Genomic DNA, 25,236 nt, shown 5'->3' with positions numbered 1-25,236 from the left:
ATGCGAAAAGTAATTATTGATTGCGATCCAGGGATCGACGACACTTTAGCTTTATCATTAGCTGTCAAATCCCCTGATATCGAAGTAGTTGCTATTACCGTAGTTTGTGGGAATGTCCCTGCAGATATAGGTACGCAGAATGTGCTGAAATGCCTGGAACGCTGTGATCGTTTAGACATTCCTGTTTATCAAGGAATGGAAAAACCTTTGAAGCAACCTTTCATCAGTGCACAAGACACTCATGGTATGGATGGTTTAGGGGAAACAAATTTCCCGATGATCTTGAGAAAACAGGCAGAACCTCTCCATGCCGTTGATTTTTTGGCTGATTATTTCAAAGAAAAGACAAATACATCAGTCATTGCTTTGGGTCCTTTGACCAATATCGCTTTTGCTTTGAAAGTCAACCCAAATATTGGGAAACATATAGATCGTTTTGTCTCGATGGGTGGAACTTACAAAAGCCATGGTAACTGTTCGCCAGTTGCTGAATACAATTACTGGTGTGATCCTGAAGCAGCTTCTTATGTATTCGAGAATCTCAAACAAACGATAGAAATGGTTGGGTTAGATGTGACAAGAGAAATCGTCTTGACACCGACTATCCTCGAATACTGCTGTCAAATGAATCCTGAAGAGGGAGAGTATCTAAAAGCGATCACTCGTTTTTATTTTGACTTCCACTGGAAACAAGAAAGAATTTTAGGATGTGTCATCAATGATCCGTTAGCTGTTGCTTATTTTATCGAGGAGGCCATCTGTGAAGGTTTCGAAAGCTTCACTGCTGTGGAAACTCAAGGAATAAGTCGTGGACAAACATTGGTTGATCGTTATGAATTTTGGCAGAAACCTGCTAACAGTAAAATTATGACAAAAGTAGATACTCGTCTTTTTTTCCGAAAGTTTTTAACCGTTCTTTTAAATGCACAAGAAGAAACGATTATGAAAGATTTGGAAAGGTTAAAGATGGGCTAACAAAATGAATAAAAACAAAATGGCAACTCGCGTACTTACAGTGATGGCTTTGTGTATTGGGATCAATTATATTGGAGGAACGATTGCTTTATGGCTTCGTTTGCCAATCTATCTCGATTCTATCGGAACGATTTTTGCTGGTGCATTGCTTGGGCCTGTACCTGGAATGCTGACAGGATTGTCCAGCGGTATTTTAAGTGGAGTGACTACAGATATTTTTTCTCTGTATTATTCGCCAATCCAAATTCTCACAGGCTTGCTTGCTGGATTGATTTTGCCAAGATATCTCGGCAAAGATAAAAACAGCTTGAAACTGTTATTACTCGCTTTGATTTTGTCGGTACCTGGAACGATCGTTTCTTCGATCATTACCGTTCAGTTATTTGGCGGGATCACCTCCTCAGGATCCAGTATGATCGTTCAGCTATTACATGGGTTAGGTTTAAGTCAGACAACAAGTGTGATCTTGGTACAGGCAGGTACAGACTACCTTGATCGTTTGTTGTCTATCGTCGTTGTTTCATTAGTTATCACTATGTTGCCACAACGCTTGATATATTCAAAAAGAAAAATAGGCTGAATAAACAGAGCTGGATTAGCAAAATAATGCTAATCTGGCTCTGTTTTTTCATTTATTAAAAAAATCTTACGCTAAGTAGGATAAAATAATTCCTTGATATTTTTCGATCATATCCAAATAATTATCGATTTCAACATACTCATCTACTTGATGAGGCAAAGTAACGACACCAGGCCCAAAGACGACAAAGTCGAAGGAATGGTTAGCTTTCGTAAATTCGGCTGCATCCGTTGTTGCTGCCGCTCCAACTAAAGGTAATGGCTGGCTGAATTGTTGCTGAATGCAATGAATCAAAGGAGAATCTGGATCAGCTTTGACAGGTATTTTGTTGTAATCGATCATCAATTCCAAATGATAGTCTGTCTCTTGATTCAATTCATTGACGATTGATTGCAGCAATGCAATGATTTTATCATTTGGGTATTCTGGAATCGATCGAATGTTCCCTTGGAGCTGCGCATGGCTTGGGATGCTGTTGACTTGATTCCCGCCACTGATCAATGTAACATTATGGATTGTTTTTCCTAGGACAGGATTCTCGATTGTTTCAGCGAGGTGATTCATTTCAGCATTTGCTTTCGTAATGAATTCATTTAGGTGATTGATTGCATTATAACCTTGGTCTGGCATAGAGCTATGCGCTTCTTTTCCGTGCGAGGTGACTGTATAGTTGATTGATCCCATGTGCGTATACATCAAACTGTAATTGGTTGGCTCTCCGATGATCAAGGCATCTAAGTCATCTACATAGCCTGCTTTCGTGAGCTGTTCCCCACCTAGTTCACCCACTTCTTCTCCGACAGTGGCTAATAATTTGACTGTTCCGTTAAATGGTTTTCCTGACTCTTTCAATTCGATCATGGCAATCACCATTGCTGCCAAGCCACTCTTCATATCTGTAGCACCACGTCCGTACAAACGGTTCCCATGGATTTCTGCTGCAAAGGGTGCATAGGTCCAAGACGATTCATCACCAGCCGCCACGACATCCATATGCCCAGATAGGCCTAACACTTTTCCTGATTGGCCCTTTTGGTAACGAGCAATCAAATTATCTCTACCATCTCTGTAAGAAACAATCTCTCCTGTTATGTCATGCTTTGCCAAAAGCTTATTCAAATAGGCTGCTACTTCACCTTCGTTTCCATTCACTTATTTAATTCGGATGTTCTCTTGTAAAATCGCGATTTTTTCTTCTTTTTTCATCTAATCCTCTCCCTTGCCATTTCTTTTTATTGTATTTGAGTGTGCTCGAATTTTCAAATAGGAGCAACCAAAGTAAAAATGAAGAAAGAGAGCCACTTTATGAAAAATATGCTGCTACTTCCCTCCTATTTTATTTATACGAGAGGACTTGCTCATAGATTCCTATTCTACTGTTCTATCCTTAAAAGCTCTTATATGATGCTAGTTATTGTTAGCTTTCCTTTTTCAAGGATGATCTTTTCTTGTACCATTCTTTGTAAACATCATATACAGAAGCTAGTTGCAAAAAAACTCTCTACCTGCTGATATTTCAGCAAGTAGAGAGTTCGATTACTTAACTAAGTGATCATACTCGACTATCTTTCAATAGTCGATCATGTATCTTCATTAGAAAAGAATTATTTGTTTTTTAAGTTGTAGAAAGATTTCAAACCTTTGTATTCTGCAACTTCACCAAGTTGGTCTTCGATACGTAGTAATTGGTTGTATTTAGCAATACGGTCAGTACGTGATAGAGAACCAGTTTTGATTTGGCCAGCGTTTGTTGCAACAGCGATATCAGAGATTGTTGAATCTTCTGTTTCACCAGAACGGTGAGATACAACTGCTGTGTAGCCAGCTTCTTTAGCCATTTCGATAGCTTCGAAAGTTTCTGTTAATGTACCGATTTGGTTCACTTTGATAAGGATTGAGTTAGCAATTCCTTTTTCGATACCTTCAGATAATTTTTGAGTGTTTGTTACGAACAAGTCGTCACCAACTAATTGAACTTTGTCGCCTAATACGTCAGTTAATTTCTTGAATCCGTCCCAGTCGTTTTCGTCTAATCCGTCTTCGATTGAGATGATTGGATATTTAGAAACTAATTCTTCGTAGAATTTGATCATTTCGTCAGTTGTTTTTTCGCCTTCGCCTGAATCAGCTAGTACGTAAACACCTTTTTCTTTGTCGTAGAATTCTGAAGAAGCAGCATCCATAGCAAGAACAACGTCTTTACCAGGTACATAGCCAGCTTTTTCGATTGCTTCGATGATTACTTCAAAACCTTCTTCGTTTGAACCAAGGTTTGGAGCAAATCCACCTTCGTCACCAACAGAAGTTGCTAATCCGCGAGCTTTCAAGATTGAAGCTAATGCGTGGAATACTTCAGCACCCATACGTAGAGCTTCTTTGAATGTTGGAGCGCCAACAGGCATGATCATGAATTCTTGGAAGTCGATTGAGTTATCAGCATGTGATCCGCCGTTGATGATGTTCATCATTGGTGTTGGCAATACTTTTGTGTTGAATCCGCCTAGGTAGTGGTATAAAGGTACTTCTAGGTAGTCAGCAGCTGCACGTGCAACAGCGATAGAAACACCTAAAATAGCGTTCGCACCTAATTTACCTTTGTTAGGAGTTCCGTCTAAAGCGATCATAGCTTTGTCGATAGCCATTTGGTCACGAACATCGTAGCCAATGATTGCTTCAGCAATGATGTTGTTTACGTTGTCGACAGCTTTAGTTACACCTTTACCGCCATAACGAGCTTTGTCTCCGTCACGTAATTCAACTGCTTCGTATTCACCAGTTGAAGCACCTGAAGGAACCATTCCGCGGCCAAAAGCTCCGCTTTCTGTGTATACTTCTACTTCGATTGTTGGGTTACCACGTGAGTCTAAGATCTCGCGAGCGTAAACATCAGTAATAATTGACATGTTTTGTCTCTCCTTTGAGTTTGTTTTTTCCTAAGGGATTTCCCTCATATACGATTTTAGTTAATTTTGCTCATTAGTGCAAACATTTCTTGCATTTTTCGCAAATTTTCAACAATTATTTTACAGCGTCTAACAATGACAAGAATGAATCTGCTTGCAAGCTTGCGCCACCGACTAAAGCACCGTCAACATTTTCTTTTGCCATGTATTCAGCAATATTTTCTGGTTTTACAGAACCGCCGTATTGGATACGAACTGCTTCTGATACTTCTTTTCCATAAAGTTTTTCAACTGTTTGACGTACAACTCCACAAATTTCGTCAGCGATTTGTGCGTCAGCTGATTTACCAGTACCGATTGCCCAGATTGGTTCATAAGCAATAACCATGTTTGACACTTGTTCAGCTGAAAGATCAGCTAAACCAGCTGTAATTTGTCCTTCGATCCATTCAGCAGTTTTGCCTGCTTCATAGGTTTCTAAAGATTCGCCGCAGCATAGGATTGGTGTCATACCATTTGCAAAGATAGCTTTCGCTTTTTTATTGATGTCTTCGTCTGTTTCATGGAAATATTCACGACGTTCTGAATGTCCGATGATCACATAATGAACACCTAGATCAGCAAGAGCTGCTGGTGAAGTTTCACCAGTGAACGCACCTGAGTTTTCCCAGTAGCAGTTTTGTGCTGAGATTTTTAGTTCTGTACCTTCAGCTGATGTCATTAATTCTTGTAAGAATAATGCAGGAGATCCGATGACTGAATCAACTTTGTCATTTGAAGGGATTTTGTTTTTTACTGCTTCAGCAAATTCTTTTGCTTCTGATGCAGTTTTGTTCATTTTCCAGTTACCTGCGATAATAGGTTTACGCATTGAGGAACACACTCCTTAATTTATTGAAAAATGGCTAGGGAGTCATGAAAACTCCCTTCACCTTTTGATCGATTACTCGTCAGAATTGAGCAAACTTGGTCGTTTATTTATCGTTGATTGCTGCTAGTCCTGGTAATTCTTTACCTTCAAGCAATTCCAAGCTTGCGCCGCCACCTGTTGAGATGTGTGTGAATTTGTCAGCAAATCCTAATTGTTCTGCTGCTGCAGCTGAGTCTCCGCCACCGATGATTGTTGTTGCGCCTTCTAAGTTAGCGATTGCTTCACAAACACCGATTGTACCTTTAGCAAAGTTACTCATTTCAAATACACCCATAGGTCCGTTCCAAACAACTGTTTTTGCACCTTGTAATGTATCAGCAAATAATTTTACTGATGCTGGGCCGATGTCTAAAGCCATCAAACCATCAGGAATGTCTCCTTCGATTACTTGTGTTTCAACATCATTTGAAAATTCTGGTGCACAGACATTGTCGATTGGCAAGACAAGTTTGTCGCCTGCTTTTTCGATTAATTCTTTTGCTAGTTCTACTTTATCAGCTTCTACTAGAGAGTTACCGATCTTGATTCCTTTTGCTTCGTAGAATGTGTAAGTCATTCCGCCACCGATCAAGATTTTATCTGCTTTAGGAATCAAGTTTTCGATTACGCCGATTTTATCAGAAACTTTTGCGCCACCAAGGATTGCAATCATTGGGCGTTTTGGTTCTTCTACTGCTTCACCGATGAACTTGATTTCTTTTTCCATCAAGAATCCAGCAACTGTTGGGATACCAGTTGAAGCGATACCTACGTTAGAAGCATGCGCACGGTGAGCTGTACCGAAAGCATCGTTAACAAATACATCGCCTAATGAAGCCCAGTATTTACCTAGTTCTGCATCATTTTTGCTTTCTTTTTTACCGTCAATATCTTCAAAACGTGTATTTTCGAATACGACAACGTCGCCGTCATTCATGTTGCGGATTGCTTCTTCTAATTGTTCTCCGCGAGTTTCAGGTACGAATGTTACTTCTTTACCTAATAATTCGCCTAGACGTTTTGCAACTGGAGCTAAAGATTTTCCTTCTTTATCTTCTTCTGTTTTTACACGTCCAAGGTGAGAGAAAAGGATTGCTTTTCCGCCTTGTTCTAGAACGTAGTTGATTGTTGGCAATGCTGCTTTGATACGAGTGTCGTCAGTGATCACGCCATCTTTCAAAGGAACGTTGAAGTCAACACGGACAAGAACTTTTTTGTCTTTTAAATCGATATCTTTCACTGTTTTCTTAGCCATTTTATTTCCTCCTGAATAAACTTATTATCAAAAAAAGCGGAAGAAGCGCGATTGCTTCCCCGCTTTTAAATGTACATGTCTATAATTTACACTTGTACGTTTGTCTATCTTATAAGTTAGCGAAGTATTCTAAAGTACGTACTAATTGTGCAGTGTATGACATTTCGTTGTCGTACCAAGCAACAGTTTTAACTAATTGTTTGTCGCCAACTGTCATTACTTTAGTTTGTGTAGCATCAAATAATGAACCGTAAGTCATACCAACGATATCTGAAGAAACGATTTCGTCTGTGTTGTATCCGTAAGATTCGTTTGAAGCTTCTTTCATTGCTGCATTGATTTCGTCAACAGTTACTTCTTTTTCAAGAACTGTTACTAATTCTGTTAATGAACCTGTTGGTACAGGAACACGTTGAGCAGCTCCGTCTAATTTACCGTTCAATTCAGGAATTACTAAACCGATAGCTTTAGCAGCACCTGTTGAGTTAGGAACGATGTTTGCAGCAGCAGCGCGTGCACGGCGGAAGTCACCTTTAGGATGAGGTCCGTCTAGAGTCATTTGGTCACCTGTGTAAGCGTGGATAGTTGTCATTAATCCTTCAACAACACCAAATTTGTCGTTCAATGTTTTAGCCATAGGAGCTAAACAGTTAGTAGTACATGAAGCACCTGAGATAACTGTTTCTTTACCAGTTAATGTTTCGTGGTTTGTGTTATAAACGATTGTTGGAACATCGTTTCCGCCAGGAGCAGAGATAACAACGCGTTTAGCACCAGCTGTTAAATGTTTTTCAGCTGCTGATTTAGAAGTGAAGAAACCAGTACATTCTAGAACGATATCTACGCCTAGTTCGCCCCATGGTAATTCTTCTGGGTTGCGGTTAGCTAATACTTTAACTTCTTTTCCGTTTACGTTGAATGAACCTTCATGAACTTCAACTGTTCCGTTGAAACGTCCTTGAGTTGTGTCGTATTTTAACAAGTGTGCCAACATTTTAGCATCTGTCAAGTCGTTGATTGCTACTACTTCGATTCCATCTACATCTTGGATACGACGGAATGCTAGACGTCCAATACGTCCAAAACCATTAATACCTACTTTAACTGTCATTTAAGATTTCCTCCTTATGAAAATCAAAAAAATATTTATTTTAAAGGGTTACCCCTTTTAAAATCTCATTTGCAGCAGCTTCATCAGTGATGAGCCACGTTTGTTTTGGTGCATTTTTCATATAAGCTCGAATTGCTTTGGCTTTTGATTTTCCGCCCGCGATTGCCATGATGATCGGGACTTTTTCCAAATCTTGCAATTCTATGCCGATTCTAGGGACCTTATAAACGACTTCACCTTTTTCATTGAAAAAATAGCCAAAAGATTCCGCAACAGCATTTGCTTGTTTCAGCATGACTAATTCTTTTTCAGTCATCTTACGACGTGCTGCCATGTGTAATGCACGCCCAATACTATGAATAACACAATTCGCTTCACTAATCAAGTTTAAGACTTCTTGGATAGATGGCTCATTGAGTAAAGAATTGTAAGTTGCCAGACTTAATTGTTCCGGAACATAAAGTGCACGGTGGTTACCGTTTGCTTTAGCAGCCATTCTTGCACTGACAGAATTTGCCTGTACAGTTATCGCTTCACCAATCCCGCCTCTTGCAGGGACAAACAGGTTATGCCGTTTCTTATTTTCCAGATTAGACAATTGTTCGGCTACTACAGCCATAGTAGTTCCTCCCATCACAGCGATTATATTCTCGCCTTCTGGAAGTAGTCGGTCTAGGGCTTCGCTCAGCGCTTCGCCGAATGCATCAGCCACTTTGGTCTGCTCTTCGCTGTTTCCTGAAACAACGATACAGCGTTGGTTACCAAAATATTCTGCCAACTGTTGTTCGGTTTGATGCGTACCTAAAAGCTGATCCATGAAGTTTTCAAGGCTTTGATAAACTTCTTCGCCCTTAGTTGTCAGCGTCATACCGCTTTTTGAGGTGTCGATCAAATTCAGATTTTTCAAAAGGTCTGTTTCTGTTCGTAATACTCGTTCTGTGATCCCCATACTTTCCGATAAACTTCGACGTCCAATCGGCTGCATCCAATAGATATTTCGTAAAATTTTATAGCGTTCTTGTAACACTTCGATAATATCTGGTGCAACAGATTCAATCATTTTTATTTCATCCAGCATAGCGATCTCCTTAGTTGGACACTTTACGTCCAATGTAGACTTAAAACGACCCATATACGATAAAAAAAGAAATTAACTATTCAAATTTCACATCAATAAAGGGAAATCTCAACCTCACGACTGTAAGTCTAACAGTTTTTCTCTCGTTTTTCAACTAAAAAGACTAGAAAAAGTGAAATACTTTTTCTAGTCTTTTGACTGATTAGTTATCATAACGTTTTCTTTTTGATGAACTCGGGATTCCTAATAAATCACGATATTTTGCTACTGTTCTTCTTGAGATTACTATCTCGTCTTTTTTCAGCAATTCAACCAATTTCTGGTCAGACAACGGCTTGTTTTTGTCTTCTTGATTGACTAATTCCTGCAACTTTTTCTTCGCTGTATCTGCTGAAAGGTCTTCTGTCTGTTCTGTACTATTCGTAGGAATTCGTGTAGTGAAAAATTTTTTTAATTCAAATACACCGAAATCTGTTTCCAAATATTTCCCGTTGACTGCACGACTGACCGTGGATTCATGCACATCTATCTCAGTTGCAACTTCCTTTAACGTAAGAGGCTTGATTGGACGTTCCTTGTCGATAAAGAAAGCTTTTTGCCGGGAAACAATGACTTGAGCAACCCGCAAAATTGTATCCCCACGTTGTAGGATCGTTTTCTTCAACCATTCGAATTCCTGTTTCCGTTCTTTTAAATAATTTTCAGTTTCTTTATCTGCTTGTTGTGACATTTGTTTGAAGTAACTCTCTTGAAAGCGTATATTTGGCTGATTTTTTCGGTTTGAGATAACTTGTACATTTTTATCGTCGTCCACTAATACCCGGACATCAGGAATAATGTACAATTCGCTGCTACGGTCGAAAATCCGGCCAGGGCTTGGACTCAACGTTTGTAAATAGTCGAATATCTGCTGAACAGCATGTAGATCAACAGAAAAACGTTGTGCGATTTCTTTCCATTTTCGCTCCACCAGTTCCTCAAAACATTCTTCCAACACGATATAAGCTAATTCCGGCGCATAATCATCTCGTTCTGTTTGAAGCATGAGACATTCTTGCAAACTACGTGCACCTACTCCAGCTGGTTCTAATTGCTGAATCAGAGTCAACGCATCGAGCATTTGGATAGGCGTAGCTCCAATCTCTTTTCCGGCTTCTTCTAAACTAATCGTCAAAAATCCGTTCAAATCGATGTATTCTACAAGATAAAGAACGATTTTCCTCAAAAAAGTATCTCGGTAATTCAAATGGACTTGTTCGATCAATGAATCAAATAAAGACCCTTTTGTATCAGGAATCTGATTTAGGTAATTTGTCTCTTCTCCTTCATAAGAAGATGAAGAAGCTTTTATGTAATCTGGCTGCCATTCCGGCTCAACAACTTCCACCAATGGATTTTCCATTGCTTGATTCTCAACGAATGCCAACAGCTCCTCACTGTTATATTGTAAAACTTGGATGGACTGTTGCAACTGTTGCGTCATGGCTAGTTTCTGTGTCTGCTGCTGTTTTTGTGAAAAATTTTGATCAAATTTCATTTTTTTGTCCAATCCCCTTGTAATTTTTTATCTGTTTAGTTACAATTATCCCAGTGCTTGCGTCCTTAGTGTAGTGGATATCACGTAAGATTCCGGTTCTTGAGACGGGGGTTCGATTCCCTCAGGACGCGTTCTACTGCTATTTTAGCATAATTTACGAATAGTTGCTTCTTTATTTTTAAGTGAAAACTGTCCGCCAAAGAAAATTGGTGGACAGTTTTTTGTTGTATCTGTATAGATATTGTTAAGCCTTTGCAAGTAAGGTAGTTATGTGTTCAACTACTTATTAAAATGTGTTATTTATTAAAGATACTTGTCTCACTTACTGAACTGGCCGATGATCGTTTCTGCCATAATAGTTCTCGACAGCCGTTGGATGCCCTAATAAATCGCCAACTGTCGTGATGCGATAGCCTTGCTCTTTCAGATAATCGATCACTTGAGGAACGGAACGAATCGTTTCAGGATAGATATCATGGAATAAAATAATTGCCCCATCGTATACTGTCGCTTGGATCTTCTGCAAAATCAAATCAGGATTTCTTGTCTTCCAATCTTCTGAATCAACAGACCATTCGATGATCGGTCGCTGGATGATCGTTGCCCCTACATTCGTGACAGAACCATAGGGCGAACGAACAAAAGCGGGGGTTTTGCCAGTGACTTTTTTGATCTCAGTGTCTGCTTTCGTCACTTCCTCCGTCATCGACTGGGCAGAAAGAGTGGCCAGATTCTGATGATCGTATGTGTGATTGCCAATCTCGTGCCCTGCTTCAGCTGTCTGCTTCACGATTTCAGGATGCTGCGCCGTATTTTCTCCTAAGACGAAAAAAGTGACATGCACGTTTTTTTCTTTTAAGATTCGCAGAAGCTGCGGCATTGTGGTCGCTCCTGGTCCATCATCAAAGCTGATTGCGACGCTTTTGACAGTCGGGTCTTGGATTGCTTCTGTACTGTCTTGTGTTGATTGTGATGACTGACTTTGTACCTTTTCCGCTGATTCTTGAATGGCTTCTTTGACGTTAGCTGTTTCAGTTGATTGGCTTTTAATGGTTGATTGTTCTGATTGTTTGAAAGATTGTGACGAATGCTCCGAAGAGTGTGTTTGTCCTTTTACTTCGGTGATCAAGGAGGCCACCGAAGTAATTTCGAAAAACAAAAGCACGGATAAAGCAATAATACTGATAACTAAATAATTTCTTTTCACTATATCTCTTCTTTCTCTTTTTCTCTTCTTATTATTTACTTGTACTTACTTGAAAATTGAAACTGCTAGTCGCAACTACTTCTCGTCTAATGATCCAAATAATCTTCCGATGCCAAAATCGTTTTTGTCACGGACTTAGGAATGACAAATTCTGGTGTACCCATATAACCAGGAGCAATTTCGTATTGAGAAAAAGTCAAAACTAATTGATGCTCTTTGTTCAAATAAAAACTTCGTGTAGGCGTAACAAGTGTTGGTTTTTCTATCGTCCCTTCTTGAATATCTTGCTCAGTCCAATAGTACTTAGATGGATCTTCCTTGACTTGTTCGGCCATCTGCCGTTTGACTTCTTTTGTCAAAACAGATAGATAGGTGTCATCTTTGAATAAAAGTGGAAGTGAGAGCTGGACACTGTTTTTCTTGTCGATTGTGTCGTATCTTTTTTCAACATGGCTATCTGCTGCTGTTTGGGTGATCTGCCTTTCAATCACGAGAAACCGGTTATCGTCTACGATTTTCTGATAATCTCCCAAAACTTGGTAATGATCCGTTTCAAAATTTCCATATTCTTTTTCAGCTTTTTCAAAATCTGCTTGTCCTTCGCGAAAGTATTTTTGATTTAATCCATGAATCGTTTTATTTTCTTTCTCATTTTGTGTATTGATCTTCGGTACCTGAATATCGATTTTTTCAGATCGATCAGTAAAGCGTTCGCCTAAGATCAATTCAATGACTGATCCTAAGATGGGTAAATCTTCTGCAAAGCTTCGAACTTGACTATTAAAAAGAAGGCTACTTGTTGTAATCATTACGATAGCCAAAGATACTCCGAACCCTTGGAGACGTCTCTTTCTCCGCCTTGCTTTTATAAATGATTGCTCTTCGATAATAAAACGCTGGCGGATCTCCTCTTTAAGCCCTTTGGGAATTGCTTGTTCTTTATAAGTTTTCTTTAGTTTTTTTAAATTTTCTTTTTGGGAATACATGGCACTCTTCTCTCCTTCATTCTAGGATTTGACGTAAAGCATTCAATGAGCGGTACATTTTCGTTTTAACTGTGTTTTCATTCATATCCAAGATAGTTGCAATTTCTTTCAAACGAAATCCTTCAAAAAAGTAGAGGATCAGAATCTCTTTTTCCGGACTGTCTATTTTATCTAAAATCATATGGAGCTCTGCAACGGAAATTTCTAAAGGTAACTGTTGGGGGATATCTTGAATTTCAAATAAGTCCACAGGCGTCCTTTTTTGTCTGCGCCAACTATCTAATGCCGTGCGGATCAATATCCGATAAAACCATGCACTAAAATGCTCGATCTCTTTTTCTTTTTCAAAATAGTTCAGGGCTTTATGAAAACTATCTTGCATCACATCTAAGGCCTCTTCTTTATCATGTACGTAATTCATCGTGATACGGAACATTTTTTGATAATCAGTTTCGATGAGTCCATTCAGCAGGTGACGGTATTTTTCTATCTGCCGTTTTTTCTTATATCCAGTAAAAATCATTCTCCACTCCTTTCTGCCTCACTTAATATGACGTACAAGGTGCGCTAAAAGTTTCAATTTTTTTATTTTTTATGTATTTACTTGGGATTTTTATATACCGCCGATTGTAAAATTAAGCTAGACAACTAAAAAAGTCATTTGTGCTACACTCAAAATAGTTCCGTCCAAAGAATTATAAGGAGTGAGTACAAATGACCTATACCCATCTTACAACGGATGAACTTGTAATGATAGAGTCTTATTTCAAAATAAATCAATCTGTTGCGAAAACTGCGCATTGCTTGAATCGTTCAAGACAAACGATCCATAAAGTATACCTGTTCTTCAAGCAAGGAAAATCAGCCTTAGAGTACTATCAACAGTATAAGAAAAACAAATCAAACTGTGGTAGACGCCCGCTTGTTTTACCTGAGGAACAATCAGAATATATTCAAAGAAAGGTTGTTCAAGGATGGACACCCGATGTGATTGTTGGTCGTGCAGCGTTTCCTATTCGTTGTTCTGCTCGTACCATTTATCGTATGTTCAAAAAGGGGCTATTTAATCCTTCTGACTTACCGATGAAAGGCAAGCGTAAACCAAATGGACATCAAGAAAGACGTGGAAAACAAGCTTTCCGTCGCTCTATTCATGAACGTGAAAAAGATTATAGCCAATTCTCAAATGAGTTTGGTCACCTTGAAGGTGACACTATCGTAGGTTTGAAACATAAAAGTGCTGTAATTACCTTAGTTGAGCGATTATCAAAAGTTATCATCACATTGAAACCGTGTGGTAGACAAGCGATTGATATTGAAAACAAATTAAATCATTGGTTTGAATCTGTACCGAAAAATCTATTCAAATCCATCACTTTTGATTGTGGAAAGGAATTTTCAAATTGGAAACAGATCAGTAATGCCAATGATATTGCCATTTATTTCGCTGATCCAGGAACGCCGTCTCAAAGAGGCCTAAACGAGAATTCTAACGGATTGTTACGTAGAGATGGTTTATTGAAATCTATGGATTTCAATTCAGTAGATGAATCTTTTATTCAATCTGTCGCATCGAAACGAAATAATATTCCTAGAAAATCACTGAATTATCGAACACCTTTGGAAGTATTTTTGAGTTACGTAAGTATTGATGATTTGTCTAACTTAATTTGACAATTAAGATACAAAAAAGAAGGTGTGACAAAAATAGTGTCACACCTCCTTATTCTGATAGGCTGATCGTCTCTGTCACAACCGCTCGTAAGAAAATAATGTTTATTCTTTTTCAGAGTCAGAAAATTCTTCCTCTTCATAATCTTCATCATCATCGTCTTCGTCTATGATACTTAAATCTTCTTCGATATTTCCTGGCAAGTCTTCTTCATCATCTGTCGGGTCATCTGCTCCGATTTCTTGCAAGTCAGAATTATAAGCAGCGATTTCTTCATCTTCATCATCATCGTCATCAAACAGATCATCGTCATCTTCTTCTGTCAGATCTGTATCTTCTGGGTCATCGTCATTGTAATCGATCGCGTCTTCATCATCATTGATAAAGGCGTTGACTTTCTTGCGTTTACGGCGACGTGGAGTATCTTCATCCTCTTCGTCCATTCCATGGTTTACTTCTTCATCGATCGAATCGATAGCATACCATGAACGCAAGCCCCAACGATTATCCCCTAATGAGATAAAGCTGCCGTCAATATTCAAGTCAGTATAAAATTGTGCGAGTGAATCACGAATTTCACTGTCTGATTTCCCAAGATAGTTTTGGATCTGGTTAGCTAAATCAGAAAAATCCATGACATCGCCACGTTGTTCTAAGATCGCGTGTGCTACTTCGATCATTGATAATTCGCTTTTGTTTGCACCTTCAAATACACTAATTTCCAATCAGGACACGTCCTTTCACAGTCTACTCCTTATCATACAAAATCAGACACAAAAAATCAAACTTTTCTTTTATATTTACGCTGTAAAATCCAAGTTCAAATAATATTCGCCGATTTTTTCCGGTCCCATGAACAGATCATAATCGATTCGAACCTTCCCTGCTGTGGGACGGTCTTTCAAACTAACATGCAGTTCTTTCGTAAAAATAGCAATCTGGATCATACCGTATGGTGTTCGATAGGATGTTTCTAACCGTTCTTTATAGCCAAATTTCAAACGCATCCGCATTTCTCCTGCACGGATCAGCTGTACATGACCATCTGGAACTAATTTGATCGTTACAGGAATCTCATCGCCCGTCTCCTCCTGAATCTCTTTATAACGTATGTACAGCGTATCGCCAATTGTCACCATTTGCCCTTTCAAATCAAAATAAAAATCTTGCACTTCCCCTTGCTGTTTTACTTTTGTACGCAATTTGATTGAAATCGGTGTTCCTTGTGATAATTCCATTATTCATTCTCCTTTACTTCTCATAGCTACATTGTTCCTAGTTTCTTTTGTTTTGTCAACCAACTTGTCCATTTTTACAGAAAACCTTTTTTCCAAAACAACTCTTTGATTTTAGAGTATAATATTGTAGAAAATATGAATTTATACAAAGGAGCCGGTTGAATGAACCCTGCGATTCGACTAGATCAGCACATTTATCAAAAAAACGACTTTTCCCCTTTTGCATTAACAGATATATTAACGGAATATTCTAAAGAACACCAGCAAATCTTTTTACATTTCTGGCAATATGACTGCACAGTCATCTTAGGTATGAAGGATGTTCGAACTCCTTTTCTAAGTGACGGGATCCAAACACTGAAAGATGCAGGTTACGCTCCAGTGATCAGAAATTCAGGTGGATTAGGGATCGTATCAGATGAAGGAATTTTGAATATTTCTTTGATTTTCCCCCAAAGTGACACAAAAAAAATAACCATAGATGACGCTTACGAGCAAATGCTCCTATTGACTAAATACGCTTTTCCAAAGGCACCGATACAAGCATTCGAAATCACCCATTCTTATTGTCCTGGAACTTATGATTTAAGCATCCATGGCAAAAAATTTGCCGGTATCGCTCAGCGTCGGATCAAAAATGGGATTTCTGTTATGATGTACTTAAGTGTCAACGGTAATCAGGAAAAACGCGGGCAAGTCATGAAGCGATTTTATCAATCTGCTTTAAAAGAAGACTTTGGTACAAATGGCTATCCTGCAGTGGATCCTGCTACAATGGCAACACTTGAAGAACTGCTTGACCAACCCCTTTTTGTAAAAGAAGTCAAAGAAGCATTTGCAAAAGCTTTTGAAAAGCTATATTCTGCAAGTGATTTACAGGATTCTACCGACTGGCTAAAAAAAGAAATCCAGCTGGAGCAATGGAACAACCAAATCCAGAGAATGGAACAACGTAATAACATAAAGGAGCTACATTATGACAACCCCTTATAAATATCAAATGCTGCCTATGGAAAAAGTTTTTCGTGATCCAGTCCATAACTATATCCATGTCCAGCATCAAGTAATCTTAGATTTGATCAATTCGAAAGAAGTCCAACGTCTACGACGCATTAAACAATTAGGCACTTCTTCTTTCACTTTTCACGGAGCAGAACATAGCCGTTTTACTCATTCATTAGGCGTTTATGAGATTTCAAGACGAATCTGCGATATCTTTTCTCGAAATTTTTCAAAAGAAAAAATAGGCAACGGAGGCTGGGATGATCAGGAACGGCTGGTGACTTTATGTGCGGCACTGTTGCATGATGTCGGTCATGGTCCTTACTCTCATACATTTGAACATATCTTCCATACGAATCATGAAGCCATCACTGTAGAGATCATCACTTCTCCAGAAACAGAAGTGTATCAGATTCTTAACCGAGTAGAAGAAGGTTTTCCTGAAAAGGTAGCTAGTGTGATCCAAAAAACTTACCCCAACCCACAAGTTGTCCAAATGATTTCTAGTCAGATCGATGCGGATCGAATGGACTATTTGCTTCGGGATGCTTATTTCACTGGAACAGAATATGGAACATTTGATCTTACCCGAATATTACGTGTGATTCGTCCTTATGAAGGCGGGATCGCTTTTTCCATGAGTGGCATGCATGCAGTGGAAGATTATATCGTTAGCCGATATCAAATGTATGTGCAAGTGTACTTCCATCCTGTTTCCCGCGGTATGGAAGTGATTTTGGAGCATCTGCTTCATCGCGCACACGAGTTGTATCAAGAAGATGCCAGCAGTTTTGAACTCCATTCTCAATTACTTCTGCCATTTCTTGACGGAAGCTTTACTTTAGAAGAATACCTCAAACTTGATGATGGGGTCTTGGGCACTTACTTTACTCAATGGTCTGAATCTGCTGATCCTATTTTAAATGATTTAGCTAAACGTTTTTTGAATCGTAAACCACTGAAATCTGCTACTTTTTCTGGCAACCGGGATTCAAAATTAGTCCAAGAACTCACTTTGTTAGTAGAAAAGGTCGGATATAATCCTGTTTATTACACTGCTGTGAATTCTAGCTACGATCTACCTTATGATTTTTATCGCCCAGAACAAGGCAGACATCGCACACAAATCGAGATTTTGCGAAATGACGGAACTTTGATAGAATTATCACAGGTTAGTCAGCTTGTTGCTGCATTAGCGGGACAAGAACAAGGAGATGAGCGATTTTTCTTTCCAAAAGAAATGGTTGATCCGTCCTTGCGTGATCATTATGATTTATTTGACGAAACTTATCAAGAATTTGCCAGCCATATCCGTAATGGCGCATTGATTGAAATAAATTAAAATATATTGGAGGAAATTATGTCTATCAAACTAGTCGCTATCGACATCGATGGTACTTTATTAAATGAGAAAAGAGAAGTAACAAAAGAAGTAAAAGAAGCGATTGCCGCTGCTGTTGCAAAAGGTGTTTCGATCGTTTTATGCACTGGCCGTCCCTTACCAGGTGTCCAGGAACAGTTAAACGAGTTGAACCTTTTTCAAGATAATGATTACGTTATTACTTATAACGGGGCACTCGTACAACAAACGAAATCAGGTAAAATCATCGCCCGTCACGGACTGACTCATGAAGATTTCCTAGAGATCGAAGTGATGGCACGCCGTGTCGGCAGTCATCTCCATTCGATCGATGACAAAGCGATCTACACGCCTAATCGAGATATCAGCGCTTATACGATCCACGAAGCAAGTTTAGTCAAGATGCCGCTAAAATATCGAACACCTGAAGAAATGACACCAGACATGAACATCGTCAAAATGATGATGATCGACGAACCAGAAATTTTAGATGCAGCAATTGCGCGTTTACCGCAAACTTTCCGTGATAAATACACAACGGTCAAAAGTGCGCCCTATTACTTCGAAGTACTAAATAAAGAAGCAAGTAAAGGTGCGGCAGTTGCGAATCTCGCACAGCACCTTGGTATTGATCAAGATGAAATCATGGCTATCGGAGATAACGAGAACGACTTATCCATGATTGAATATGCTGGTCTAGGAGTAGCAATGGGAAATGCCGTTTCTCTTGTCAAAGAAGCAGCAAATGTCATCACTTCATCAAACGACGAGCACGGTGTAGCTGAAGCAATCAAAAAATATGTACTGTAATAAATAAAAAAACTGAGAGAAAGCTGATCTACTCGCTTTCTTTCAGTTTTTATTTTTTTCGATCCATCTCTCGACTGCCCATCGGTGGCTACCACGTTTCAATTTCACAAGCGCTTCTTGAGGGCTCACCCACCAAATTTTATTGGTCTTTTCAGTTGGTTCTCCTATACGCTTCCAAGAATCAGCAACAAAGAAATATCCTGGATTATAATAATAAGTTGCACGATAATTCGAGTAAAAATACTCATCAGCTTCTCCCAGATAAGAAGAAATTTCTGCCACAATTCCCATTTCTTCTATCAGCTCACGGACAATCGCTTCTTCTTTCGTCTCTTCTCCTTCAATTTCCCCTCCAGGAAGAAAAAAAGCACCATTTGGAGCCTCGATTACTGCAATCTGCTGATCTCTTTCTATGACAATATATGCTGCATAACGGGTTTGATAATCAGCAAATTGCTTTTTTTCACCAAAAATTGGTTTATCCATGAATAGTTTCCACCTTAACAGTTTTATTTTCTATCCATTTTACATGAGAAATTTCTCATGAACAAGCACAAATCAACTATTTCCTTACTTCTTTTTGTTATGATTGAGTAAAAGGAAAAGGAGAGATGAATCTATGAAAATGGCTCACACATGTGTTCGAGTGAAAGATCTTGAAGCATCAATCGAATTTTATCAAAAGGCATTTGGTTTTGAAGAAAGCCGCCGCCGTGATTTTCCAGAAAACAAATTTACACTTGTTTATTTGACACTTCCTGGGGATGACTATGAATTAGAGTTGACTTACAACTATGATCATGGTGCGTATGATCTAGGAGACGGCTATGGTCATATCGCTATTGCAGCTGATGATCTAGAAAAATTACACGAGCAACATAAAGCTGCTGGTCTTGAGATTACTGACTTAAAAGGATTACCTGGCACTGCGCCTTCTTACTACTTTGTCATTGACCCTGATGGTTATAAAATCGAAGTCATCCGAGGATAGTTAGTATGGGGCATTTTACTCTTAATTGAATAAAAAACAAACACCAATAATTAAAATGAGACGCAAACTTTTCATTAAATTGAAAAAGTTTGCGTCTTTTTTTAACAACCATTGTAGCTATAAGGCTGCCACTCTCCACCAATTTATTTTTAATTCATTTGAAAGAAATCAAATAAACGAGGTACCTTTAGAAAACAAAACTGCTTTTCCTCCTATTATCACACGATCTTCTTTTAATTCACATTCTAGATCCCCGCCCCTTGATGACATTTGATAAGCTGACAATTTTGTTTTATTCATTCTTTCTGCCCAATAAGGAATAAGATTAGAATGTGCTGATCCACATACTGGATCTTCATTGATTGTTAATTTTGGAAAGAAGGTTCTAGAAACAAAGTCTTTTTGCACACTTTCTGCTGTCACGATGACTCCTATTCCTAATTCAAAATTTTTGATAGCTGTAAAATCTGGCTGCAATTTAGCCACCGTTTTTTCATCTTCTAATACGAAAAATAAATCACGTGCTAAGTAGGCTTCTTTAATCTTAGCCGCAATTGCTTCTTCATATTCAGTCAATATCGGCACTTTTTTCGGCATAATACTAGGAAAATCCATGTAATAATAATCTTTAATTCTTGTCACAAATAGATTACCGCTTTGAGTAGAAAATTTAATCGTTTCATCAGGTATTTTGTAATAGTTAAATAAAACAAATGCTGTTGCTAATGTAGCGTGACCGCAAAGATCGATTTCTCGATCTGGCGTAAACCATCTAAGCTCAAATCCTTGATTTTTCTTCACTGTAAATGCTGTTTCAGATAAATTGTTTTCAATGGCAATTTTTTGCATCGTACCTTCTGGCAGCTATTCTTCTAGCACATAAACCGCTGCTGGATTTCCTTTGAACACCTCATCTGCAAATGCATCAACTACGTAATAATCTAAGTTCATTTTAAAGCCCCTTTCTCTAATTTGTTATAAATATATTCTGCACAACAAAGATCTTCAATAGCTAGACCAACTGCGTCGAAAATCGTCGGCCTCGATTCTCCTTTATAAAATGTTTTTTTCTCAGAAACTAATTCGCCTAATGTACCAACAATACAAGATTCCTCTAAATCTCCTTCTGCCATGGCTATAAGCAGGTCCCCGTTTTCTGTTAAGGCAGCTGAGTAATCATCTACATAGATTTGAGAAGTTTCCATCAACGATGTACTTATCTCTCTTGTATCAGGAGTAAATGTGCCCACAGCATTGATATGTGCGTCTTCCCTTACCCACTCTTTTTGAAGAAATGCCTCTTTACTAGAGGTCAACGTACAAATGATTTCCGCTGGACGTACTGCATCTTCTACTGATATTGCATTTATAAACGTTATTTTAGGATACTGTTTTTTAGCTTTAGCGATAAAAGTATTTCGTCTTTCTTCTAAAATATCGTAAACAAACACTGTAGTGATGGGACGAATGGTAGAAATCGCAGTCAAATGCGACAATGCTTGTTGACCAGCTCCAATTAAAGCAAGTGTTTCTGCATGCGGATTTGCTAAGTAATCTGTTGCCAGCGCAGATACAGCAGCTGTTCGAATCCAGGTGACTGCATTTGCGTTTATCAATGCTTTGGGTAGTCCGTTTTGAGCATCAAACAAGAAAATCTCTCCTAAATGAGAAGGTAAATGATACTGATGATTATCCGGAAAAGCGGTAATAACTTTTGTTCCAAAATATCTGTTCTCCCCCAAATAAGCAGGCATCATCGCAAACATATTTTTGTCTTTTCCGTCAGGTAAAATTTCCATCAATCGAGGATTTTGGCTGATTTTACCACTTTCATAATCAAAAAAACATTTTTTCATTACTTGAATCGCTTCTTCAAAACTAAAAGAAGCTACTACTTCATCAAAATTAATAATTTTCATAGACAATTCCCTCCTCACAAAAGATTAACTTCTAAAATCAATACAATCAATGGTAAAATTGTATGGTATACAATTTTAAGGAGTGGAGAAAATGCCTATTAATTCTTATGACAATTACCCGTTAACTTGGCGACCAGACAAACAAAAATTGAAGCGTCCTTATTATCGATCGTTGATTCAACAATTAGAACAAGATATTTTAAAGAATAAATTACAGAAAAACACTCAGTTACCCTCCCAAAGAGAGCTAGCTGATTATTTAGATTTAAATTTTACTACCGTTGGCAAGGCTTATAAATATGGAATTGAGAAAGGTTTGCTGTATACGAATATTGGAAGTGGCACATTTATTTCTCCCAATGTCTTTGAGTCCATCACCATCTCTAGCAATGAAGTAACCGAACATATCATTGATTTTGGTCTGGTTAGTTCTTTTGAAGAATGTAATAAATTCGTTGTCCCGTTTATTCAATCAACTAGTAATAACCCAAATCTTGTTGGTTTGCTTAATTACCAAGATCCCAAAGGCACAAATTTTCAATTGACTACTGCAGCAAATTGGTTAAAAACTCAAGGAGTCATTCCGTCCTTAGAATCTCTATCTATTGTTTCCGGTGTTCAAAATGGATTGGCTATCACACTTTCTGCACTTTTCTCTCCAGGTGATAGAATAGCAACAGACCGATATACATACGCTAATTTCATTGAATTGGCTCAGTTATATCATTTAGAGATCGTTCCAATTGATTTTGACGAGCAAGGAATGCGACCTGATATATTGATTCAGGAATGTAGAAAAAAGAAGATTCATGGTGTCTTTCTTATGCCTTCTTGTAATAATCCTATAGGGTTTCAAATCTCTCACAAAAGACGAGAGCAATTAGCCGAAGTGATTGAAAAAGAAGGTCTATGGGTTATTGAAGATGATATACATTCATTTTTAACAACTTACTATCAACATACGATCATTCCTCCTTTCCAAAAATTATTACCTAACCAAACAATCTACTTAGCTGGAATGACAAAATTTATTTGTTCTGGATTGCGAGTTGCTTATCTTGTAGTTCCAGTACATGTCCAAAGCAAGATAGAACAAGCAATTTTTAATATAAATGTGAAAACTTCTGGATTAGATGTGGAAGTCATCACTCAAATCCTCCATTCAAATGAAGCAAATAGGATCTTAGAAACTAAATTAAGTCTTACGAAAAGAGCCAATCAGCTTTTTGATTCTCTTTTCAAAGTAGAAAAACCAACGAATCGTGTCCCTTACTATCGAATTCTTCCAGTTGATCCTGAGATTGACCCTAAGATAATTGAGAATGACTTTCTTGCTAACGGTATCCGACTTTATCATTCCAGACGCTTTACTACACGTGCGCAACCAGATGCATTCGTTCGAATTTCCCTATCCTCTAATAACCTTGAAATTTTAGCTTCTGGACTAAGTATCGTAAAAGAAAAAATAAAAAAATATGAATTATAACCTATTGATAAATAAAGGAATCAAATCTTATTGATTCCTTTCAATAAAAAAGAGGCACTACCCGAGGTTCAACAACGGGTAGTGCCTCAAAAAATAAACGAACATTTTGCACTTAAAGTATCCAAGAAGCAAGAAAAATTATTTTATTTTCTTATTTTACTAAATCACTAGGTTTCTGTCAGAAGATGAAATTATCCAATCATGACACTTTCTTCTGGATATTTGTATTTTGATTGTGTTCTTTGTGCTTTTGTCATCAGAGAGAAGACCACAGTCAATACACCAACTCGTCCAATGTACATAAGCGCTATAATGATCAATTTCCCTATTGCAGTCAAGTCTGGCGTCAATCCCATCGTAAGACCTACTGTACCAAATGCAGAGAAGACCTCAAAAGCAATATATTCGATGCCAGAAGTTTTAGGTATCGTTTCAGTCACCGATAAAATCATGATGGCGACTACACACAACGTCAACGTAACAAAAAATAAAGTAAGTGCCCGCAACACTGCGCCTTGTCGGATGGTACGGCCAAATGCTTCTGCTCTCGTACGTCCTTTAAGCATCGAACGCATCTGGATCAGCAACACACCTAACGTAGTTGTTTTCAATCCGCCGGCCGTCGACCCAGATGTTCCGCCGATGTACATCAAAAACATCGTTAAAATCAGACCTGCATGGCTCATATGGAGGTAATCAACTGAATAATATCCAGCCGTTCTAGGTGTCACACTCATAAAAAAGGTGTTTGCCAATCGTTGAAACATATTCCCTTCCACTAGCGTTGCCCCATTGCGCTCTGTGAAAAAGAACACAACGAATCCGCCTAATAAAAGGGTACCTGTAACGGTTAATGCGATTTTTGAATGAATCGTCATCTTCTTTTTCTGATGATATTCCAGTAAATCACGCCATACGATGAAGCCTAACCCACCAGAAATGATCAAAGCAGATACCACCATGATCAAATAAACATTTTGCTGGTGATTGGCTAAACTGTCTCCTAACAAATCAAACCCTGCATTACAAAAACTAGAGATTGCATGGAACAAACTGTACCAGATACCTTTCAACCAGCCAAATTCAGGCACAAATACAAAAGATAAAGCAACCGTACCAATCAATTGGATCACAAAGGCCAATTTTAGGATGTAAAGCATGAGCTTCATCACACCTGATACTTCTTCTAGATTCAGCGCTTCTTTTAATATAATACGTGTGCTGAGACTGACTTTCTTCTTTATCAATGCAAAGCATAGAATCGGAACCATCATAAAACCAAGACCGCCGATCTCAATCAAAAGCATGATCAAAAATTGACCAGCACTGTTCCAATGCTCTGCTGTATTCAATGTTGTCAATCCCGTTACACAGACAGCAGAAGTTGCAGTGAAAAGCGCATCGATAAAATTTGTCCCATGCCCACTATTACTAAAAAATGGTAGGGTAAGTAGGCCGCCGCCAACTAAAATCAGGAGAAAAAATCCTAATGCGAGAAGCTGAACAGCCGGCAAGCGTTTCTTTATTTGTTTGCTTTGTTTAATCATCGTTTTCCTCTTTTAAAAAAGGATACCACTTAGTCAGGGGTACCCATATTTTTTACTTTGATCAACCTTGTTACTTCTGCGCGCTCGTTTTCTTCCAGCTTCATACGAATATAATAGATCGTTTCTTCTAATTGAGGGATCGTCATATATTCTAATGCATTGACTCGCCGACGTGTCTTTTCGATTTCACTCGCCATCAGTTGACAAGTTTTTTCGATTTCTGTCAGTTCCAAAAGTTTTGGAAGCAGGGTAGTAAACCGATCGATTGACCGATCCAGTTCGGCACTGGAATTCAAATACCCGTATTCCAAAGGTGTGTCTGTCAGCTGTTCATCATATTCAAAATTCATCACAGGTACTTTTACACTCATGATATTTTTGTCTACGATAGACAAATCAACGTTTTCCGCCGGCAAAACAAATAATTCTTCGATGAAAGGCTCCGTGATCGAAGCATTTGCCAATACAAAATCAGACATTGCTTCTGTCATAGACTCTTCCATTTCTTGACGCAGCTGGTTGTTCTTTCGAATCAACAGGATGAATTGACGCATCAGTTCATCTTGCTTATCTTTTAATAATTTATGCCCTCTTGTGGCAGTTGTCAACTGTTTTTTCAATCGAGTCAATTCCATGCGGGTCGGATTCACATTCAATCGTGCCATCAGA

The 25,236-nt window shown here is 38.4% G+C and carries 24 protein-coding genes, 1 tRNA gene and 1 pseudogene; 9 read left to right on the top strand and 17 right to left on the bottom strand.

Annotated features, from left to right (window positions below):
* Both MKX69_RS03695 and MKX69_RS03690 read left to right on the top strand, forming a co-directional pair.
* Window positions 1–975, top strand: a complete 975-nt coding sequence (locus MKX69_RS03695; protein ID WP_195193499.1) for a nucleoside hydrolase — start codon at window positions 1–3, stop codon at window positions 973–975.
* Between the two features lie 4 nt (window positions 976–979).
* Window positions 980–1,555 carry an ECF transporter S component gene (locus MKX69_RS03690; protein WP_002289479.1) on the top strand — a complete coding sequence of 192 codons (576 nt, stop codon included), beginning with the start codon at window positions 980–982 and terminating at the stop codon, window positions 1,553–1,555.
* 66 nt (window positions 1,556–1,621) lie between these two features.
* Here MKX69_RS03690 and MKX69_RS03685 read toward each other — a convergent pair whose 3' ends face one another.
* The 7 genes from MKX69_RS03685 to rpoN form a co-directional block, all read right to left on the bottom strand.
* Window positions 1,622–2,707: an ArgE/DapE family deacylase gene (locus MKX69_RS03685; RefSeq protein ID WP_341008840.1), complete on the bottom strand. Its 1,086-nt coding sequence runs from the start codon at window positions 2,705–2,707 to the stop codon at window positions 1,622–1,624.
* Between the two features lie 452 nt (window positions 2,708–3,159).
* Window positions 3,160–4,458, bottom strand: a complete 1,299-nt coding sequence (eno, locus tag MKX69_RS03680) for a phosphopyruvate hydratase (protein ID WP_002292812.1) — start codon at window positions 4,456–4,458, stop codon at window positions 3,160–3,162.
* Window positions 4,459–4,573: 115 nt separating this feature from the next.
* Complete coding sequence (gene tpiA, locus MKX69_RS03675; RefSeq protein WP_002292815.1) at window positions 4,574–5,329, bottom strand: triose-phosphate isomerase; 756 nt, start codon at window positions 5,327–5,329, stop codon at window positions 4,574–4,576.
* A gap of 103 nt (window positions 5,330–5,432) precedes the next feature.
* Window positions 5,433–6,623, bottom strand: a complete 1,191-nt coding sequence (locus MKX69_RS03670; protein ID WP_002319589.1) for a phosphoglycerate kinase — start codon at window positions 6,621–6,623, stop codon at window positions 5,433–5,435.
* A 109-nt stretch (window positions 6,624–6,732) separates the two neighbouring features.
* A complete protein-coding gene (gene gap / locus MKX69_RS03665) occupies window positions 6,733–7,734 on the bottom strand; it encodes a type I glyceraldehyde-3-phosphate dehydrogenase (RefSeq protein ID WP_002292818.1) in 1,002 nt (333 codons plus the stop codon).
* A gap of 40 nt (window positions 7,735–7,774) precedes the next feature.
* Window positions 7,775–8,866: a sugar-binding transcriptional regulator gene (locus MKX69_RS03660; RefSeq protein WP_002321448.1), complete on the bottom strand. Its 1,092-nt coding sequence runs from the start codon at window positions 8,864–8,866 to the stop codon at window positions 7,775–7,777.
* Between the two features lie 148 nt (window positions 8,867–9,014).
* Window positions 9,015–10,349 (bottom strand): RNA polymerase factor sigma-54, encoded by a 1,335-nt coding sequence (rpoN, locus tag MKX69_RS03655; RefSeq protein WP_002338995.1) that lies wholly within the window; start codon window positions 10,347–10,349, stop codon window positions 9,015–9,017.
* Between the two features lie 59 nt (window positions 10,350–10,408).
* Here rpoN and MKX69_RS03650 point away from each other — a divergent pair.
* A tRNA-Arg gene (locus tag MKX69_RS03650) sits at window positions 10,409–10,480 on the top strand.
* A gap of 191 nt (window positions 10,481–10,671) precedes the next feature.
* On the opposite strand, the gene MKX69_RS03645 is transcribed toward MKX69_RS03650, so the two are convergent.
* The 3 genes from MKX69_RS03645 to MKX69_RS03635 all read right to left on the bottom strand — a co-directional run bounded on the left by MKX69_RS03645 (window position 10,672) and on the right by MKX69_RS03635 (window position 13,065).
* Entirely contained in the window at window positions 10,672–11,556 is an 885-nt protein-coding gene (locus tag MKX69_RS03645; RefSeq protein WP_258430328.1) for a polysaccharide deacetylase family protein, read from the bottom strand.
* 86 nt (window positions 11,557–11,642) lie between these two features.
* The gene (locus MKX69_RS03640; protein WP_002304565.1) at window positions 11,643–12,542 is read right to left on the bottom strand and encodes an RsiV family protein; all 900 of its coding nucleotides are present in this window, start codon (window positions 12,540–12,542) and stop codon (window positions 11,643–11,645) included.
* A 16-nt stretch (window positions 12,543–12,558) separates the two neighbouring features.
* A complete protein-coding gene (locus MKX69_RS03635) occupies window positions 12,559–13,065 on the bottom strand; it encodes an RNA polymerase sigma factor (protein WP_002338997.1) in 507 nt (168 codons plus the stop codon).
* A 191-nt stretch (window positions 13,066–13,256) separates the two neighbouring features.
* Between MKX69_RS03635 and MKX69_RS03630 the strand changes: the two genes are divergently transcribed.
* Entirely contained in the window at window positions 13,257–14,216 is a 960-nt protein-coding gene (locus MKX69_RS03630) for an IS30 family transposase (RefSeq protein WP_000222573.1), read from the top strand.
* Between the two features lie 102 nt (window positions 14,217–14,318).
* On the opposite strand, the gene rpoE is transcribed toward MKX69_RS03630, so the two are convergent.
* Both rpoE and MKX69_RS03620 read right to left on the bottom strand, forming a co-directional pair.
* Entirely contained in the window at window positions 14,319–14,939 is a 621-nt protein-coding gene (rpoE, locus tag MKX69_RS03625; protein ID WP_002292825.1) for a DNA-directed RNA polymerase subunit delta, read from the bottom strand.
* Window positions 14,940–15,014: 75 nt separating this feature from the next.
* Window positions 15,015–15,452: a DUF1934 domain-containing protein gene (locus MKX69_RS03620; protein WP_002338998.1), complete on the bottom strand. Its 438-nt coding sequence runs from the start codon at window positions 15,450–15,452 to the stop codon at window positions 15,015–15,017.
* Window positions 15,453–15,614: 162 nt separating this feature from the next.
* Between MKX69_RS03620 and MKX69_RS03615 the strand changes: the two genes are divergently transcribed.
* Genes MKX69_RS03615 through yidA form a run of 3 tightly spaced genes read left to right on the top strand, consistent with a single transcriptional unit; the run spans window position 15,615 to window position 18,624 of the window.
* Window positions 15,615–16,445 carry a lipoate--protein ligase family protein gene (locus MKX69_RS03615; RefSeq protein WP_002295123.1) on the top strand — a complete coding sequence of 277 codons (831 nt, stop codon included), beginning with the start codon at window positions 15,615–15,617 and terminating at the stop codon, window positions 16,443–16,445.
* On the top strand, window positions 16,429–17,796 hold the full coding sequence (locus MKX69_RS03610; protein WP_002295121.1) for an HD domain-containing protein: 1,368 nt from the start codon (window positions 16,429–16,431) through the stop codon (window positions 17,794–17,796). Before MKX69_RS03615 ends, MKX69_RS03610 begins: the two co-directional genes overlap by 17 nt.
* A gap of 18 nt (window positions 17,797–17,814) precedes the next feature.
* Window positions 17,815–18,624 carry a sugar-phosphatase gene (gene yidA / locus MKX69_RS03605; protein WP_002295119.1) on the top strand — a complete coding sequence of 270 codons (810 nt, stop codon included), beginning with the start codon at window positions 17,815–17,817 and terminating at the stop codon, window positions 18,622–18,624.
* 42 nt (window positions 18,625–18,666) lie between these two features.
* On the opposite strand, the gene MKX69_RS03600 is transcribed toward yidA, so the two are convergent.
* Window positions 18,667–19,110, bottom strand: a complete 444-nt coding sequence (locus MKX69_RS03600) for an NUDIX domain-containing protein (protein ID WP_002295117.1) — start codon at window positions 19,108–19,110, stop codon at window positions 18,667–18,669.
* A gap of 133 nt (window positions 19,111–19,243) precedes the next feature.
* Here MKX69_RS03600 and gloA point away from each other — a divergent pair, with 133 nt between their 5' ends.
* Window positions 19,244–19,615, top strand: a complete 372-nt coding sequence (gene gloA / locus MKX69_RS03595) for a lactoylglutathione lyase (RefSeq protein ID WP_002295115.1) — start codon at window positions 19,244–19,246, stop codon at window positions 19,613–19,615.
* A 168-nt stretch (window positions 19,616–19,783) separates the two neighbouring features.
* Here the strand turns inward: gloA and MKX69_RS03590 are convergent.
* Together MKX69_RS03590 and MKX69_RS03585 are read right to left on the bottom strand one after the other, a co-directional pair.
* A pseudogene (locus MKX69_RS03590) lies at window positions 19,784–20,566 on the bottom strand (PhzF family phenazine biosynthesis protein).
* A complete protein-coding gene (locus MKX69_RS03585; protein ID WP_341008828.1) occupies window positions 20,563–21,534 on the bottom strand; it encodes an ornithine cyclodeaminase family protein in 972 nt (323 codons plus the stop codon). Before MKX69_RS03585 ends, MKX69_RS03590 begins: the two are co-directional and overlap by 4 nt.
* A 91-nt stretch (window positions 21,535–21,625) precedes the next feature.
* Between MKX69_RS03585 and MKX69_RS03580 the strand changes: the two genes are divergently transcribed.
* Window positions 21,626–23,020 (top strand): aminotransferase-like domain-containing protein, encoded by a 1,395-nt coding sequence (locus MKX69_RS03580; protein ID WP_002319821.1) that lies wholly within the window; start codon window positions 21,626–21,628, stop codon window positions 23,018–23,020.
* A gap of 191 nt (window positions 23,021–23,211) precedes the next feature.
* Here MKX69_RS03580 and MKX69_RS03575 read toward each other — a convergent pair whose 3' ends face one another.
* Window positions 23,212–24,567 (bottom strand): TrkH family potassium uptake protein, encoded by a 1,356-nt coding sequence (locus tag MKX69_RS03575; protein ID WP_002295106.1) that lies wholly within the window; start codon window positions 24,565–24,567, stop codon window positions 23,212–23,214.
* Window positions 24,568–24,596: 29 nt separating this feature from the next.
* Window positions 24,597–25,232, bottom strand: coding sequence for a V-type ATP synthase subunit D (locus MKX69_RS03570; RefSeq protein ID WP_341008822.1), 636 nt, complete (start codon window positions 25,230–25,232; stop codon window positions 24,597–24,599).
* Between the last annotated feature and the right edge of the window lie 4 nt (window positions 25,233–25,236).

Source organism: Enterococcus sp. FSL R5-0957 (genome assembly GCF_038008005.1).
Classification (GTDB): Bacteria; Bacillota; Bacilli; order Lactobacillales; family Enterococcaceae; genus Enterococcus_B; species Enterococcus_B faecium.
The sequence above is the reverse complement of the archived record's forward strand: the minus strand, read 5'-3'. Positions and strand labels throughout refer to the sequence as shown.

Coding starts and splice junctions, on each gene's coding strand:
- MKX69_RS03580 (WP_002319821.1), top strand. CDS start 21,626: ATGCCTATTAATTCTTATGACAATTACCCGTTAACTTGGCGACCAGAC.
- MKX69_RS03640 (WP_002304565.1), bottom strand. CDS start 12,542: ATGTATTCCCAAAAAGAAAATTTAAAAAAACTAAAGAAAACTTATAAA.
- gap (WP_002292818.1), bottom strand. CDS start 7,734: ATGACAGTTAAAGTAGGTATTAATGGTTTTGGACGTATTGGACGTCTA.
- rpoN (WP_002338995.1), bottom strand. CDS start 10,349: ATGAAATTTGATCAAAATTTTTCACAAAAACAGCAGCAGACACAGAAA.
- MKX69_RS03695 (WP_195193499.1), top strand. CDS start 1: ATGCGAAAAGTAATTATTGATTGCGATCCAGGGATCGACGACACTTTA.
- MKX69_RS03670 (WP_002319589.1), bottom strand. CDS start 6,623: ATGGCTAAGAAAACAGTGAAAGATATCGATTTAAAAGACAAAAAAGTT.
- MKX69_RS03575 (WP_002295106.1), bottom strand. CDS start 24,567: ATGATTAAACAAAGCAAACAAATAAAGAAACGCTTGCCGGCTGTTCAG.
- MKX69_RS03615 (WP_002295123.1), top strand. CDS start 15,615: ATGAACCCTGCGATTCGACTAGATCAGCACATTTATCAAAAAAACGAC.
- MKX69_RS03620 (WP_002338998.1), bottom strand. CDS start 15,452: ATGGAATTATCACAAGGAACACCGATTTCAATCAAATTGCGTACAAAA.
- eno (WP_002292812.1), bottom strand. CDS start 4,458: ATGTCAATTATTACTGATGTTTACGCTCGCGAGATCTTAGACTCACGT.
- MKX69_RS03585 (WP_341008828.1), bottom strand. CDS start 21,534: ATGAAAATTATTAATTTTGATGAAGTAGTAGCTTCTTTTAGTTTTGAA.
- MKX69_RS03660 (WP_002321448.1), bottom strand. CDS start 8,866: ATGGGTCGTTTTAAGTCTACATTGGACGTAAAGTGTCCAACTAAGGAG.
- MKX69_RS03630 (WP_000222573.1), top strand. CDS start 13,257: ATGACCTATACCCATCTTACAACGGATGAACTTGTAATGATAGAGTCT.
- MKX69_RS03570 (WP_341008822.1), bottom strand. CDS start 25,232: ATGGCACGATTGAATGTGAATCCGACCCGCATGGAATTGACTCGATTG.
- MKX69_RS03635 (WP_002338997.1), bottom strand. CDS start 13,065: ATGATTTTTACTGGATATAAGAAAAAACGGCAGATAGAAAAATACCGT.
- yidA (WP_002295119.1), top strand. CDS start 17,815: ATGTCTATCAAACTAGTCGCTATCGACATCGATGGTACTTTATTAAAT.
- tpiA (WP_002292815.1), bottom strand. CDS start 5,329: ATGCGTAAACCTATTATCGCAGGTAACTGGAAAATGAACAAAACTGCA.
- MKX69_RS03690 (WP_002289479.1), top strand. CDS start 980: ATGAATAAAAACAAAATGGCAACTCGCGTACTTACAGTGATGGCTTTG.
- MKX69_RS03610 (WP_002295121.1), top strand. CDS start 16,429: ATGACAACCCCTTATAAATATCAAATGCTGCCTATGGAAAAAGTTTTT.
- gloA (WP_002295115.1), top strand. CDS start 19,244: ATGAAAATGGCTCACACATGTGTTCGAGTGAAAGATCTTGAAGCATCA.
- MKX69_RS03600 (WP_002295117.1), bottom strand. CDS start 19,110: ATGGATAAACCAATTTTTGGTGAAAAAAAGCAATTTGCTGATTATCAA.